This window comes from Saccharopolyspora halophila, assembly GCF_039531955.1.
Taxonomy (GTDB): domain Bacteria; phylum Actinomycetota; class Actinomycetes; order Mycobacteriales; family Pseudonocardiaceae; genus Saccharopolyspora; species Saccharopolyspora halophila.
Map to the genome: position 1 here is coordinate 147449 of NZ_BAAARA010000015.1, position 14308 is coordinate 161756.

The window sequence follows — 14308 nt, forward strand, 5'->3', positions numbered from 1 at the left end:
ACCCCTACGATCGGCGGATTGTCTCCGACGCCGTGCGGACCAGCCACTCGAACCGCTGGGAATACCCCGTGCAGGGGATGCGCGAGACCTTTCCGTCACCTTGGTCACGACTCGCCCGCGTTGCCCTTTTCACTGGTGGAGGCGGGTTTTGTTGATCAACGACCAGTTCCGGTGAGCGGGGTGACCGCCTGGCAGGATAGGTGCTCGTGAAGATCCCCTCGCCCATCTTGGGACGGCGCGGCGCGCTGCGACTGCTGGCGCTGACGCCCGCGGCGGCGCTGGCCGCGTGTTCGTCCGACGCGGAACCGGACCGGCTGCTCCCGCTCGCCAAGGCCGCGAAGGCCGATGCGCGACTGGCCGACGCGATCGGCGAGACGCACACCGGGCTGGCCGGACGCGCTCGAGCGGTCTCGGCCGCGCGCACCGCGCACGCGAGGGCCCTGCAACGCGAGATCGACCGGGTGAACCCGCGCGATCCGGACGACCCGCCGTCGGTGCCCGCCCCGCCGAAGCAGCAGGCGCCCGGCTCCGCCGACGCGGCCGCCGAGCAGCTGCGCGCGGGAGCGCGCGAGGCCCAGGAGCAGGCCGCGAAACTGGTCCCCGAGCTGCCCACCCACCGCGCTGGCCTGGTCGGATCGGTGGCGGCCAGCTGCGCGAGCCTGCAGGAGGTGCTGGCGTGAGCGAACTATCCGAAGCCACTGGGCAGACGCTGCGCCGAGCCGTCGGCGCCGAGCACGCGGCCGTCTGGGTCTGCGGTCTGGCGCGCGCGTTCGCCGGGCAATCCCGGGTCCGCGACCTGATCGACGAGGCCACCGGGGCGCACCGCACGGCTCGCGACACCGCCGAGGCCGTGCTGCGCCAGGCCGGGCGGAAGCCGCCGGTGGCGCAGCCCGCCTACGACGTCGGCCAGCCGGTCGACGACCAGGACTCGGCTATCGAGGTGCTCATCCGCGCCGAGACCGACTGCGAGACCGGCTGGCGAGCGGTCCTGGAAGCCACCGAGGACCCGAACCTGCGCCGCACGGCTCTCCACGCCCTCACCGGCGCCGCGACCCGAGCCACCCGCTGGCGGCTGACCATCGGCGCGGAACCGGCGGTCGAGAACTTCCCCGGGCGGCCCTGACCGCCCGCGAGCACCGGCCGAGCGAGCGCGTCAGCTCGGCTTCTGCTGGTCCTGGGGCCAGCCCAGCTTGAGGGCTTCGTTGGTGACGTCGGTCAGGTCCGGATCCTTCTTCGGGGTGTCCTTGCCCATGTAGGCGGAATCGCCGATGACCACCAGCCGATCCTGACGTCCGGAGGCGTAGGCGGCGTCGTCGAGATCGGGCATGTCATCGGTGCCCGCGCGCTCGTCCTCGACCAGGTCGCGGACGTTGCCGGTGCCGTCCTTGGTGGTCAGCGTGTTGAGCCGCTGGGCGCTGGCCGGATCGGGCATCAGCACGGTGACCACCGAGGTCAGCACGCGCGAGCCGTCCGGCAGCTCGGTGGTGTAGAGCGCCCTGGTGAGGTGCTCGCACTCCTCCTCGGCGAAGAAGGACCGGATCTGCCCCCGGGAGACCTGCTTGCAGCCGTGGAACGCCTCCTCGCGGTGCGAGAGCTCGAACTGGTAGCGCAACGGCGGCGGTTCCGGGGGCCCGGCCTGCTCGTCCGATGGCTTGACGGCCAGCCAGAGGGCCCCGGACACGACGGCCACCAGCAGCAGCACGAGCCCGCGCAGCGCCCAGCCGAGCGGCGTCACCCTGCGCGGTCCCGGCGGCGGCCCGGACGGTCCCCCGGCGCCCTGCTGCGGCGTCGGAGGAGGCCCGTACACGGCTCGGGTGGCCTGGTTCGGGTACTGCGCTGGCATCGCCCGATCGGGCTGAATGCGCGAGTTGTCCCGCCGCAGCGGTGCGGTGTCACGCTGCGTGTTGTCCTGTGGTCCCGTCATGTCCTCGGGCACCCCTGTCGCTCCGGCACGATTGCCTACCGTATCGGGCCCGGGTCACGAGTCGGATAACCCGATCGTCCGTATCGATTGATCAGCCCAGCGCACATGCAGCCTTCTCGACGTCGGCGGCCGTGTTGTACAGGTGGAACGCCAGGCGTGCCCGTCCGTTGCGCGCCGCACAAGCGATCCCCGCGCCGGTGAGCTTGGCCACAGCGTCCGCTCCGGCGACCGGCACGATGGCCGACCCGGCGGGTTCCATGCCCAGCTCCGCCCGGAACCCGTCGGCGAGCCCGATGCAGTGCTCGGCGACCTCGGCGATGTCGAGCCCGGCCAGCCAGTCGACCGCCGCGCCCGCGCCGACCTGCGCCAGCCACACCGGGGACAGGTCCAGGCGGCGCGCGCCGGAAGCCAGGCGCAGCGGCATCCCGTAGATGCTGTCCCACGGATCCTCGGCCGCGTACCAGTTGCCGCTGTACGGGATCGCTTCCGGGGCGTCCGGGTGCACCGACATCCAGGCGGCCCCGCGCGGCGAGAGCAGCCACTTGTAGCCGTGGCAGACCACCCAGTCCGCCCAGTCCAGGCGCAACGGCAACCAGCCCGCCGCCTGCGTGGCGTCGAGCAGCACGCGGGTTCCGTGCTCCGCGCGGGCGCGCCGCAGCTCGTCCAGATCCGCGATCCCGCCGTCGGCCGATTGCACGACGCTGACGGCCACCAGGTCGTAACCGGGCGCGAGCTGGCCGAGCTCGGCGAGCGACACCGGCGTGACCTCGACGTCGTCCCGCGCGGCGAAGGGGAAGAGCACGCTGGTGAAGTCCTCTTCGGCCACCAGCACCCGGCTACCCGGCTCGAGACTCGCCGAGATCAGCCCGATCAGCTGCGAGACGCTGGCCCCGATCGCGACCCTTTCGGCGGGCACGCCGATCAACCGCCCGAACCCGGCGCGCGCAGCGGCGACGTGCTCGTCGAAATCACCCGGCCGATTGCGACCGCTCGCCCAGTTCGACACCGCGTCGGTGACCGCCTCGGCGACGTGAGCGGGCGGGATCCCGATGCTCGCCGTGTTGAGGTAGCCGTCCGGGACGTCGAAGGTCGCGCCGAATGCCGATCGCATGGCGGCATCCTCTCACCGCTGCGGCCGATTCGGGCCCGAATGAATACGGTTGGACCATGCACAGCGAAGAGATCGAGATCCGCACGGGAAGCTCCGAAGTGGTGCGCGACCTGCGGGACGAGTGCCGGCGGTTCCTGCGCTCCGCCGGGGCGGACGAGGGCCTGCTCAACATCTGGGTACCGCACGCCACCGCGGGACTGGCCGTCATCGAGACCGGCGCGGGCAGCGATGACGACCTGCTGGCCGCGCTGCGCGACCTGCTGCCCGCCGACGACCGCTGGCGCCACCGGCACGGTTCGCACGGCCACGGCCGCGACCACGTCCTGCCCGCGTTCGTCCCGCCCTACGCCACGATCCCGGTCCTCGGCGGAGCGATGTCGCTGGGAACTTGGCAGTCGGTGTGCCTGGTCGACACGAACGCGGACAACCCGGTCCGCAAGGTCCGCCTGAGCTTCCTGGCGGGGTGATGACAGGAAGGTTCCCCTCCCCGCTTCTCGGCGCGAAGCGGCAGAAAGGTTCCCCTCCTCGCTGCCCGCGCAAGTGACAGGAAGGTTCCCTTCCGCGCTGCCCGGCAGCAGTGACAGAAAGGTTCCCCTCCCGCGGCCGAGATGGCAGGAGGGGTCCCTTCATCACGGCCCTAGCGGCTCAGGAACTCCTGGAGCCCGGCGAGGTCGTCGGTGTTGATGTGATCGACGCCGACCTCGTCGAGCACGCGCCACACCGCTTCGCGTTCCGGACCCGGCTCGTCCGGAGTCGCCCAGAACCGCACCCGTTGACCGGCCGCGTGCGCGTCCTCGACGACGCGCTCGAGTTCGGTCCGCTCCTCGGCGGGCATCTCGCCCGAGCCGTTCCAGGTGAACGAGTCGGTCCAATCCGCGGAGACCAGCGGGACGAGGGCGGGGTCGCGGCCGATGTCGCCGCCCACCGAACCGTCCAGGAACGCGTAGCGGTCCGTCATTCCCTCGATGAGCTCGTAGGGCTTGTCCCCGGAGATCACCACGGTGACCGGGCCCGGGGTGACCTCGCCGTCGGCGTAATGGGTGAACAACCCCGCGTACTTCGGATCGCGCTGGATCTCGTCGAGGCGCTCGTAGCCGTCCGCGCCGAAGGTCTTGAAGTCGATCAGCAGCTGGAAGTCCGGCGGCAGGCCGCCGTCGTTCCACTGCTCGAGCAGCGGGTCGAGGTAGAGGGATTCGATGGTGCGGTCCGGGCGCAGCTGGAACGGATCGTGCCCGATCAGCAGCTCGTCGCCGAGCGTGTAGATGTCCGCCTCGACGCTTGTGAAGCCGTGCTCAAGCGCGTCGTGCAGCGGACGATCGTGCAGGTAGTCGTTGTGCGCGTGCGCCCGCGGCAGCGGTTCGGCCTCGGCCGCGGCCTGCGCGGGCAGGGCGCTGGGCGCCACCAGCGCCAACGCCCCGAGCAGGGATAACAGGAAGGTTCGCATGACCAGCCTCCGGTGTTGATCAGTTGATCGACACCGGAGGCTAGTGACACCGCTCGACTACCAGGTGAACAGCGAAGCCACCTGGCGTGATTCAGCCAGCAATCTGCGAAATCAGCTGCGCGACGGCCTCGTCGGGAGCGATCTCGGTGCGCTCGCCCGACTTGCGATCGCGGATCTCCACGACGCCGTTGGCCAAGCCCTTGCCGACGACCAGGATGGTCGGCAGACCGACCAGCTCGGCGTCGGCGAACTTCACGCCCGGCGAGACGGTGCGGTCGTCCAGGAAGACCTGCACACCCGCGGCGTCCAGTTCGGTGGCCATCTCCTCGGCGCGCGCCCGCACGGTCTCGTCCTTGCCGGCGATCACCACGTGCACGTCGGCGGGCGCGACCTCGCGCGGCCACACCAGGCCCTGCTCGTCGTGGCTCTGCTCGGCGATCGCCGCGACCAGGCGCGAGACGCCCACGCCGTAGGAACCCATGGTGATGCGCTTGGGCTTGCCGTCCTGCCCCAGCGCGTCCAGCCCGAACGCGTCGGCGTACTTGCGGCCGAGCTGGAAGATGTGGCCGATCTCGACACCGCGGGCGGCGACCAGGGTGCCGTTGCCGTCCGGCGACGGGTCGCCCTCGCGGACCTCGGCGGCCTCGATGGTGCCGTCCGGGGTGAAGTCCCGGCCGCACACCAGGTCCACCACGTGGCGGTCGGGCTCGTCCGCGCCGGTCACCCACGCCGTCCCGGTGACCACGCGCGGGTCGACCAGGTAGCGGATGTCGTTGTCCTGCAACGACTTCGGTCCGATGTAGCCCTTCACCAGGAACGGGTTGGCCGCGAAGTCGGACTCCTCCAGCAGCGCGACCTCAGCGGGCTCCAGCGAGGCCTCGAGGCGCTTCATGTCGACCTCGCGGTCGCCGGGAACGCCGACGCCCAGCAGCTCCCACTCCTGGGAACCGGGCTGACGGGTCTTGACCAGCACGTTCTTCAGCGTGTCCGCAGCGGTGAACTTGCGGTCGGTGTTGGCGTTGAGGAAGTCGACCAGCGTCTCGATCGTCGGCGTGTTCGGCGTGTGGTGCGACTCGGCCGCCGGCTTGTCGGTGATCGGCTCGGCCGCGGGCGCCGGGGTGGACACGGCCTCGACGTTGGCCGCGTAGTCCGAGTCCGTGCTGCGCACGAAGGTGTCCTCACCGGTCTCGATCTCGGCGAGGAACTCCTCGGAAGCCGAGCCGCCCATCGCGCCCGAGGTCGCGGCCACGATCACGTAGCGCAGCCCGACCCGGTCGAAGATGCGGATGTAGGCGTCGCGGTGCAGCTGGTACGAGCTGTTCAGGCCCTCGTCGTCGATGTCGAAGGAGTAGGAGTCCTTCATGACGAACTCGCGGCCGCGCAGGATGCCCGCGCGCGGACGCTCCTCGTCCCGGTACTTGGTCTGGACCTGGTAGAGCATGACCGGGTAGTCCTTGTAGGAGCTGTACTCGCCCTTGACCATGAGCGTGAACAGTTCCTCGTGGGTCGGGCCGAGCAGGTAGTCGGCGCCCTTGCGGTCCTTGAGCCGGAACACGGTCGGGCCGTACTCGGTCCAGCGGTTGCTGGCCTCGTAGGGCTCCTTGGGCAGCAGCGCCGGGAAGTGAATCTCCTGGGCACCGATGGCGTTCATCTCCTGGCGCACCACTTCCTCGACCTTGCGCAGCACGCGCAGCCCGAGCGGCAACCAGGAGTAGATGCCCGGCGCGACCCGACGCACGTAGCCAGCCCGAACGAGCAGCCGGTGGCTCGGCACCTCGGCGTCGGCCGGATCCTCGCGCAGGGTACGCAGGAACAACGTCGACATCCTCGTGATCACGGCTACTAGCTCCTCGTTCGGCCTGACTTGGTTAACCGGCAGGGTATCGAGTCCCCCGGGGGCCCCGGCCAGCGGATTACCGCCGCGCTCCTGCGCCCGATCGGACCATTGTCGCGCTCGTGCGGTGGGGGCAATGTCAGTGGTGGGAGTTTGGGGGCGATTCGATGAGCACGCGGACCGTTCGTGAAGCGCCCAGCGCGCGGGCCGGGTTGGGGCTGCGGCTCCGGCTGACCGGGCAGAAGGCCATGACCAGGCTCGTCGCCGCGGCGGGCGACCCGTTCGCGCGGCTGCTGTGCTCGCCGTGGCGCGACGACCCGTACCCGCACCACGCGGCGCTGCGCGCGAAGGGACCCGTCGTGCGCACCAAGTTCGGGGCGTACGCCTCGACGACCCACGCGATGTGCGACGAGGTGCTGCGGGACCGCCGGTTCGGCGTGCGCAACAGCGACGGGGAGTACGCCGACCCGACCCTGGCCGCGGTCGACCTGCAGCTCTCGTTGCTGGAGCAGGACCCGCCCGATCACTCGCGGCTGCGCAGGCTGGCCGCCCCGGCGTTCCGACCCCGGCGCATGGCGGAGTTCGGCTCCCGGATCGACCAGATCGCCGAGGAGCTGCTCACCGAGGTCGCCGGGCGGGACGAGTTCGACGTGGTCCGCGATTTCGCCGCTCCCCTGCCGATCCGGGTGATCTGCGAGCTGATGGGCCTGCCGCCGCTGGACGCGCAACGGCTGGCGCAGCACGGCCGGGTCCTGTCCGGGGCGCTGGACGGGGTCCAATCCGGGCGGCAGCTGCACCGGATGCGCCAGTCCTACGCGGCCGTGGACGCGCTGTTCGTCGACCTGATCGAGCAGCGCCGGAAGTCGCCGGGCGACGACCTCGTCAGCGATCTGCTCTCGGCCGTCGACGAGGACAGGCTCACCGGCCAGGAGCTCGTGCAGCTGTGCACCCTGCTGCTGGTGGCCGGGTTCGAGACCACGGTGAATCTCATCGCCAACGGCACCAGGGCACTGCTGAACCACCCCGAGCAGTGGGCATTGCTCCGGGCCGATCCCTCGCTGGCCGGCGCGGTGGTCGAGGAAACGCTCCGCTGGGACCCGCCCGTGCAGGTCACCGTCCGGGTGGCGCACGAACCGGTCACCCTCGCCGGGCAAGACCTGCCCACCGACACCCCCGTCGTGGTTCTGCTGGCCTCCGCGGGCCGGGATCCGGCGCAGCACCCCCACCCGGACGACTTCGACCTCACCAGGAGCGCGGAGCCGGATCACCTGGCCTTCTCCTCGGGCATCCACTACTGCCTGGGCGCCCCGCTGGCCCGCCTGGAGGCCGAGAGCGCCTTCCGCGCCCTGGTCACCCACCTCCCGAACCTCACCTTCCACCCCACCCGCACCCCAACCCCCAGACCAACAACGGTCATCCACGGCCTCGACACCCTCCCCACCACCACCTGACCACCCCGAATTCCCTGGAAATCGGGGTACGGAATTCCCTGGAATTCGGGGGTGCGTTTTCGAGGGTTTTTGGGGATGCCACCTGATCGTGTGTGGTTGGGGCGGATTTCGGGTGGTTGGTGCATCAACGTCGGCGGTTTCGGCCTCGTACTTGCGTGGGGTTCTTGGAGAAGCCGCCGGAGGTGCCCGATGTCGACGTCACCGTCTTCCGCCGCGCAGAGGCGATCGCGGCCGGATGGACCGATGAGCAACTGCGCAGCCCTGCGTTCCGACGCGTCCTGCAGGGGATCTACACCACGGGCGGCACGCCCCTGACCCACGAGCTCAAGTGCGCGGCGGCCGCGCTGACCGTGCCGAAGGGGTCGGTCATCACCGGCCGCTCGGCGGCGCTGCTGCGCGGGGTCCCGATGGTGGATTTCAGCGCCCCGGTGGAGATGATCGTTCCTCGCGAGGTGGCGATGCTGCGCCGGGCCGGGCTTCGGTGCACCAGCGCGCGCATCACCGAGCCCGAGCACTCGCCGTGGCGCCGGATCGCCGTGGCCGGATTCCCGCGCATCGCGTTCGACGTGCTCAAGCAGCGCTCGATGACGCGCGCCGTGGCGCACTGCGAGGTGCTGCTGCACGCGGGAGTCGTCGCGCTGGACGACATCGCGGCCTTCCTGCCCGGCAGGCACGACCACGGTGTGCGACGCGTCCGGCAACGCCTCCCCTATCTGGACGGGCGAGCCGAATCCGTGCCCGAGTCGGTGTTGCGCGTGGAACTCGTCCGGGAGGGACTGCGTCCCGTGCCGCAGCTGGAGGTCTTCGACGGCGCGGAGTTCGTGGCCCGGGTGGATCTCGCCTTCCCGGAGTCCCTGGTCGCGGTCGAGTACGACGGTGGCTGGCACGCGGACCCGGTGCAGATCGAACGGGACGGAGCACGGCGGGCTCGGCTGCGCGAGCTCGGCTGGCGGGTGCTGGTGGTGACCAACGAGGAACTTCGAAACGACGTCCGCGGCCTCGTCGAACGGGTCACCGCGGCGGTGCGCGCAGCGGAGGCCCCAGCCCGGTGACCTACCCTGGGGGCGTGTTGGTTCTGCTGCCTCCCTCGGAAACCAAGGCAACCGGCGGTAACGGAGCACCGCTGGACCTGGAGTCCATGTCGCACCCGGGGTTGACCGCCACCCGGCGCGAGATCGCCGAGGAGCTGTCCGCTCTGGCCGCCGACGTGCCGCGGAGCCTCGAGGTGCTCGGGCTCTCCGAGCGGCAGGCCGAGGAGGTCCGGCGCAACGGCGAGCTGTGGGACTCGCCGACCGCGCCCGCGCTGGAGCGCTACACCGGGGTGCTCTACGACGCGCTGGACGTCGGCTCGCTCGAGGCCACCGAACGCAAGCAGGCCGACTCCCGGCTCGCCGTCGCCTCGGCGTTGTTCGGACTGGCCAGGGGCACCGATCAGATCCCCGCGTACCGGCTCTCCGGGGGCACTTCGCTGCCCGGGCTCGGCACGCTGCGCAGCACGTGGCGCCCGGTGCTGGAACCGGCGCTCGCCGAGGCCGACGAGCTGATCGTGGATCTGCGTTCCAGCGCCTACGCGGCGCTCGCCCGCACCCCCGGCGCCGTCGAGGTGCGCGTGCTGTCCGAGGACGCCTCGGGCAAGCGGAAGGTCGTCAGCCACCACAACAAGTCGCACAAGGGCCGGCTGGCCCGCGCCCTCGCGCAGTCGGCTCGGGAGCCGGAGACGGTCGCCGACGTCCTGGAGGTCGCCGCCGACGCGGGCTTGCGCGTCGAGCAGGAGGGCGACCGGGCGCTCTGCGTGCTCACGTCCGTGTGACGCGAGCAACATCGCGGCGTGGGGTAGGGTCGAACGCGTCCCAAGCCGGTCGTCGACCGGCCGCGAGCGCCGGGTTCCCGTCGCGTTCGCCCACCTATCGGCGCGTGTTCGCGCCGGGCTCGTCCTCGTGATCTTCCGCGGCCGCCGCGAAGTCTCCCCGTGACGTGCCGAGTTCCGGGGAGTACAACCACGTGCCTTCATCCTCCACGCCCGCCCGCTCGCAGCGTTCGCGCAAGCGCCGTTCGCCCGCCAAGCCGCAGCCGGTCAAGCAGAGCCTGTTCGACCAGGTCGGCGTGACCGCGGTCGACCCGGCGCCGTTCGCCGACCTCGGATTGCCGGACGAGCTGGTGACCGCCCTGAAGAACGACGGGCTCACCGAGGCGTTCCCGATCCAGGCCGCCGCGATTCCGGATGCGCTGACCGGCCGCGACGTGCTCGGCCGCGGCCAGACCGGCTCCGGCAAGACGCTCGCGTTCGGTCTGCCGCTGCTGGCCATGCAGACCGAGGCCGCCCGCCCGATGCACCCGCGCGCCCTCGTGCTGGTTCCGACCCGCGAGCTGGCCACCCAGGTCACGAACTCGCTCAAGCCGATGGCCAAGGTGCTCGGCCGGTACGTCCGGGAGGTCGTCGGCGGCACCTCGTTCAACCGGCAGGTCGACACCCTGCGCCGCGGGGTGGACGTTCTGGTCGCCACCCCGGGCAGGCTGGCCGACCACGTCCGGCAGGGCACCTGCGTTCTGTCCGAAGTGGAGCGCACCGCTCTCGACGAGGCCGACCAGATGGCCGACATGGGCTTCCTGCCGCAGGTTCGCCAGCTGCTGGACCTGGTTCCCACCGGCGGGCAGCGGTTCCTCTTCTCCGCCACGCTCGACGGTGACGTGGACAAGCTGGTCGATCGCTACATGAACGACCCCGTGGTGCACTCGCTGGCGCCGCCGTCGGCGAGCGTGGACAACATGGACCACCACCAGTTCCTGGTGCAGTCCACTGAGAAGCAGGCGGTGCTGGCGCAGATCGGCGCCCGCGACGGCCGGACGATCATGTTCGTGCGCACCAAGCACCACGCGGACCGGCTGTCCAAGAAGCTGCGCGCCGTGGGGGTCGCGGCCGGTGCGCTGCACGGCGGCAAGGCGCAGAACGCGCGCACCCGCATCCTCGACGAGTTCAAGAGCGGCGATACCACCACGCTGGTGGCCACCAACGTCGCGGCGCGCGGGATCCACATCGACGACGTGAGCCTGGTGGTCCACGTCGAGCCCCCGTCCGACCCGAAGGACTACCTGCACCGCGCGGGCCGCACCGCTCGCGCGGGCGCCGCTGGCACGGTGGTCACGCTGGTCACCGAGGAGCAGCGGCAGGACTTCCGAACCATGGCCAAGCAGGCCGGGGTCGAGACGACCACCAGCGAAATCCGCCCGCTCGCACCCGAGCTCGTCAAGGTCACCGGAGCCCGCGAGCCGTCCGGAACACCGCAGCCGCAGCCCCAGCAGCAGCGGACGCAGCAGAAGCCCGCCCAGGCCCGAAACCGGCGCCCGTCCAGCGGGAACGCGACGAACGGCCAGCCGTCCAGCGGCAGGAACGCCAACCGCGGCGGCAGCGGCAGGGGTGGCAACGCCCGCAACAACCCCCGCCGGCGCAGCCCGCAGCGCTGACGAACCGCGGCGGGCGGGCGATCTCACCCGCGACCGCCGCGACCGCACTTCGCGAAAATCGCCCGCACCGACCGAACGGCGGTGCGGGCGATTTCGATTAGGGGGCCGCTGTTTCAGGTTGGGGCTCAGCCCGCACCGCTGCGGGTTCTGACGCGTCGTGCGGCGAGGACAGCCGCGACCCGACGCGTCGGGTTCCGCCAAGCCCGAAACTGAAACATCCCCTCAGTGCTTCAGGCCCGCCACGGGCCCGATCACCACGACCGCAGGCGGTTTCACGTCCGCGTTGCGGACGTCCTCGGCCGCCTGGGCCAGCGTGGTGTGCACCGACTGCTGCGTCTCGGTGCTGGCTTCCTGGATGACCGCCACCGGCGTGTCCGCCGGGCGACCGTTCTTGATCAGGACCTCGGCGAAGGACTCGATGCGCTGCACCGCCATCAGCAGCACGAGGGTGCCGCTCAGCCGCGCCAGCGCGGGCCAGTCCACCAGAGATCGCTCGTCGTCCGGGGCGACGTGCCCGGAGACCACGACGACCTCGTGCGCCACGCCGCGGTGGGTCACCGGCACCTCGGCCATCGCCGGTGCGGCGAACGCACTGGTCACGCCCGGTACGACGGTCACGGCGACGCCCGCTTCGGCGCAGGCCAGCAGCTCCTCGAAGCCGCGGCCGAACACGTACGGATCGCCGCCCTTGAGGCGCACCACGAACTTGCCAGCTCGCGCCGCCTCGATCAGCGTCTCGTTGATCACCGTCTGGTTGGCCGCGCGGCCGTAGGGGATCTTGGAGACGTCGACGACCTCCACGTGCGAGCCGAGCTCCTCGAGCAGCTCGCGCGGCGCCAGGTGGTCGGTGAGCACCATGTCCGCCTTGGCCAGCAGCCGCCGCGCGCGCACCGTGACCAGGTCCGGCGCGCCGGGCCCCCCGCCGATCAGCGCGACACCGGGCGCGGGCGCCTCGGCGTGCTCGTCGACCACGCCGGAGTGCAGCGCCTCCAGCAGCGCGTCGCGGACACCGGCGCTGCGCCGCGGCTTGCCGCCCGCGAGCACGCCGAGCAGCAGCCCGTCGTGCTCGGCGACCGCCGGGGTCACCGCCGTGCCCTGGCTGGCGTCGTCCGAGCGCACGCAGAACACGCGATGGCGCTCCGCTTCCGCGCCGACCGCGGCGTTGACCGCGTGGTACGCGGTCGCCGCGACCGCGTACCAGGCGTCACCGAGGTCGCCGTCGCGGTATTCGCGCTGGTGCCAGGTGATCTCGCCCGCGTCCGCCAGCGCTTCCACGGCCGGGGTCGCCGCGGGAGCGATCACCTCGACGATGGCGCCCGCGCTGATCAGCCGGGGCAGCCGCCGCTGCGCGACGGGGCCTGCGCCGACCACGACGACCCGGCGTCCGGTGAGGTCGAGCCCGGCGAGGTAGTGCTTATCCGATTGAGTGGCCATGTGCGTGTCCGTGTGCGTGACCGTGTCCGGTCGGGTCATCAGGGTGGTGGTGCGGGGTCTGCGGCGCCCCTAGCTTGTCCTCGAATCCCGGCAACAGCACCCGGTACGCGCACGTGTCGCAGTTCATCCGAATGTCGCCCTGCAGGGCTTCGTGGTAGCGCTCGACGACGAGGTCCACCAGGGCGTCGCAGTCTCCCAGGTATCCGGCGACGTGGAGCTCGAGCTCCGGTGCGGACTTGCCGAACTCGAGGGCCTGGGTGACAACGCGCTGCGGGAGCACACCGTCGAACAGGAAGTACGGGGCAACGACGACTCGTTTGGCCCCGAGCCTGCGAGCTCGGTCCAGCCCGCCAGGAACGTCCGGCGATGCCAGGGAGATGTACGCAGTTTCAACCGTCTCGAAACCGCAGGTCTCCTGCAAGAGTCGTGAGACCTTGCACACCTCGGCGTTGGCGTCGGGATCGGTGGAGCCGCGACCGACCAGCACGACGGCGGTCTCGGCCCACTCCTCGCGCGGCACCTGCTCGGCGATGCGCTCGGCGAGCAGGTCCAGCAGGATCGGGTGCGGGCCCAGCGGGCGCCCGAAGACGTACGAGGTGCCCGGGTGCCGCTGAACCTCGCGCTCCAGCGCCGCCGGGATGTCGCCCTTGCCGTGACCGGCGGCGACCAGCACCAGCGGGACGGCCGCCATCCGCCGGTGCCCCTTCTCGGCCAATTCGGCCCAGGATTCGGTGACCGCGGGCGCGGAGAGCTCGATGAAGCCTCCCGCGCTGTCCACGCCGGCCGCGCTCAGCCGCGCGCGCAGCCGCTCGAGGAAGGAGTGGAACTGGGCCACTCCTCGCTCGTCCACCGTGCCGTGTCCTACGACCAGCAGTGGTTCGGTCACCGGTTACCTCCAGGTTCTTCTGCCCAGTAGAGCAGGGCATTGATCGCGGCCGCGGCGATCGCCGCGCCACCGCGCTCGGTCAACGTACTCACGGCCGGCAGGCCGCTTCGGCGCAACGCCGCCTTGCTGTCCACGGCGCCGACGAAACCCACCGGCACCCCGATGATCAGCGCGGGTTCGACGTCCCCGGCCTCGGCGAGGCGCAGCAATTCCATCAGCGCGGTCGGCGCGTTGCCGACCGCCCACACCGCGTTCGCGGGGTAGCGCTCGGCGGCCAGCCGGATGCCCGCCGCCGAGCGGGTCAGGCCTTCGGCCTCAGCCGCCTCGGTCACGCCCGGGAGGTCCAGGCCGATCTCCACCGGCCGGGCGGTCACTCCTGCCGCCAGCATTCGCACGTCGCTGATCAGCGGGGCGTCGGCCAGCAGGGCGCTCCTGCCGCGCTGCAGGGCGGTTTCGTCGGCGACGACCTCGCCCGTCCAGCTCGGATCCGCGGTGGTGTGCACGACGCGCTCCACGACCGCACGGGTCAGCGGCGGAAAGTGGGCGAAGTCGGCCCGGGACCGCATGATCCGGTATGACTCGGTTTCGATCGGGTGCACTGCGCGTCTCATTGCTCTTCCGTTTTCGCCGCCGCGCGGCGGGTTTTCGGGGTCCTTGCAGAATGCGGCGGAGCCGCACGCGGTGCGGGACTCGACTCGCACCGCCGCGGGTTCTGACGCGTCGTGCTGCGAGAACAGCCGCGACGCCGCGCAGGACGACTGC

14 protein-coding genes are annotated in these 14308 nt (G+C 71.4%); 7 read left to right on the forward strand and 7 right to left on the reverse strand.

Going from position 1 to position 14308, the window contains the following annotated elements; all coding sequences use genetic code 11:
- Positions 1–206: 206 nt before the first annotated feature.
- Positions 207–680 (forward strand): hypothetical protein, encoded by a 474-nt coding sequence (locus tag ABD289_RS19125; RefSeq protein WP_344134475.1) that lies wholly within the window; start codon positions 207–209, stop codon positions 678–680.
- On the forward strand, positions 677–1123 hold the full coding sequence (locus tag ABD289_RS19130) for a ferritin-like domain-containing protein (RefSeq protein WP_344134478.1): 447 nt from the start codon (positions 677–679) through the stop codon (positions 1121–1123). The genes ABD289_RS19125 and ABD289_RS19130 overlap by 4 nt, the downstream gene beginning before the upstream one ends.
- Positions 1124–1153: 30 nt before the next feature.
- On the opposite strand, the gene ABD289_RS19135 is transcribed toward ABD289_RS19130, so the two are convergent.
- The gene (locus ABD289_RS19135) at positions 1154–1924 is read right to left on the reverse strand and encodes a hypothetical protein (RefSeq protein ID WP_344134481.1); all 771 of its coding nucleotides are present in this window, start codon (positions 1922–1924) and stop codon (positions 1154–1156) included.
- A gap of 91 nt (positions 1925–2015) precedes the next feature.
- Positions 2016–3035 carry an aminotransferase class V-fold PLP-dependent enzyme gene (locus tag ABD289_RS19140; protein WP_344134484.1) on the reverse strand — a complete coding sequence of 340 codons (1020 nt, stop codon included), beginning with the start codon at positions 3033–3035 and terminating at the stop codon, positions 2016–2018.
- A 56-nt stretch (positions 3036–3091) separates the two neighbouring features.
- Here ABD289_RS19140 and ABD289_RS19145 point away from each other — a divergent pair, with 56 nt between their 5' ends.
- Positions 3092–3502, forward strand: coding sequence for a YjbQ family protein (locus tag ABD289_RS19145; RefSeq protein WP_344134487.1), 411 nt, complete (start codon positions 3092–3094; stop codon positions 3500–3502).
- 170 nt (positions 3503–3672) lie between these two features.
- On the opposite strand, the gene ABD289_RS19150 is transcribed toward ABD289_RS19145, so the two are convergent.
- Positions 3673–4479 carry a phosphatidylinositol-specific phospholipase C/glycerophosphodiester phosphodiesterase family protein gene (locus tag ABD289_RS19150; RefSeq protein WP_344134490.1) on the reverse strand — a complete coding sequence of 269 codons (807 nt, stop codon included), beginning with the start codon at positions 4477–4479 and terminating at the stop codon, positions 3673–3675.
- A 91-nt stretch (positions 4480–4570) separates the two neighbouring features.
- Positions 4571–6316, reverse strand: a complete 1746-nt coding sequence (locus tag ABD289_RS19155; protein ID WP_344134493.1) for a proline--tRNA ligase — start codon at positions 6314–6316, stop codon at positions 4571–4573.
- 164 nt (positions 6317–6480) lie between these two features.
- On the opposite strand from ABD289_RS19155, the gene ABD289_RS19160 reads away from it, so the two are divergent.
- The 4 genes from ABD289_RS19160 to ABD289_RS19175 all read left to right on the forward strand — a co-directional run bounded on the left by ABD289_RS19160 (position 6481) and on the right by ABD289_RS19175 (position 11226).
- Positions 6481–7764, forward strand: a complete 1284-nt coding sequence (locus ABD289_RS19160) for a cytochrome P450 (RefSeq protein ID WP_344134496.1) — start codon at positions 6481–6483, stop codon at positions 7762–7764.
- A 155-nt stretch (positions 7765–7919) separates the two neighbouring features.
- Entirely contained in the window at positions 7920–8816 is an 897-nt protein-coding gene (locus ABD289_RS19165; RefSeq protein ID WP_344134499.1) for an endonuclease domain-containing protein, read from the forward strand.
- 14 nt (positions 8817–8830) lie between these two features.
- A complete protein-coding gene (gene yaaA, locus ABD289_RS19170; protein ID WP_344134502.1) occupies positions 8831–9574 on the forward strand; it encodes a peroxide stress protein YaaA in 744 nt (247 codons plus the stop codon).
- 191 nt (positions 9575–9765) lie between these two features.
- Positions 9766–11226: a DEAD/DEAH box helicase gene (locus tag ABD289_RS19175; protein WP_425564736.1), complete on the forward strand. Its 1461-nt coding sequence runs from the start codon at positions 9766–9768 to the stop codon at positions 11224–11226.
- 222 nt (positions 11227–11448) lie between these two features.
- Here the strand turns inward: ABD289_RS19175 and cobA are convergent, their stop codons facing one another.
- From cobA to ABD289_RS19190, 3 genes are read right to left on the reverse strand one after another with little or no spacing between them, the layout of a single operon-like run.
- Positions 11449–12660: a uroporphyrinogen-III C-methyltransferase gene (cobA, locus tag ABD289_RS19180; protein ID WP_344134505.1), complete on the reverse strand. Its 1212-nt coding sequence runs from the start codon at positions 12658–12660 to the stop codon at positions 11449–11451.
- A complete protein-coding gene (locus ABD289_RS19185; RefSeq protein WP_344134508.1) occupies positions 12641–13546 on the reverse strand; it encodes a sirohydrochlorin chelatase in 906 nt (301 codons plus the stop codon). The genes cobA and ABD289_RS19185 overlap by 20 nt, the downstream gene beginning before the upstream one ends.
- On the reverse strand, positions 13543–14145 hold the full coding sequence (locus tag ABD289_RS19190) for a precorrin-8X methylmutase (protein WP_344134511.1): 603 nt from the start codon (positions 14143–14145) through the stop codon (positions 13543–13545). Before ABD289_RS19190 ends, ABD289_RS19185 begins: the two co-directional genes overlap by 4 nt.
- Positions 14146–14308 lie beyond the last annotated feature (163 nt).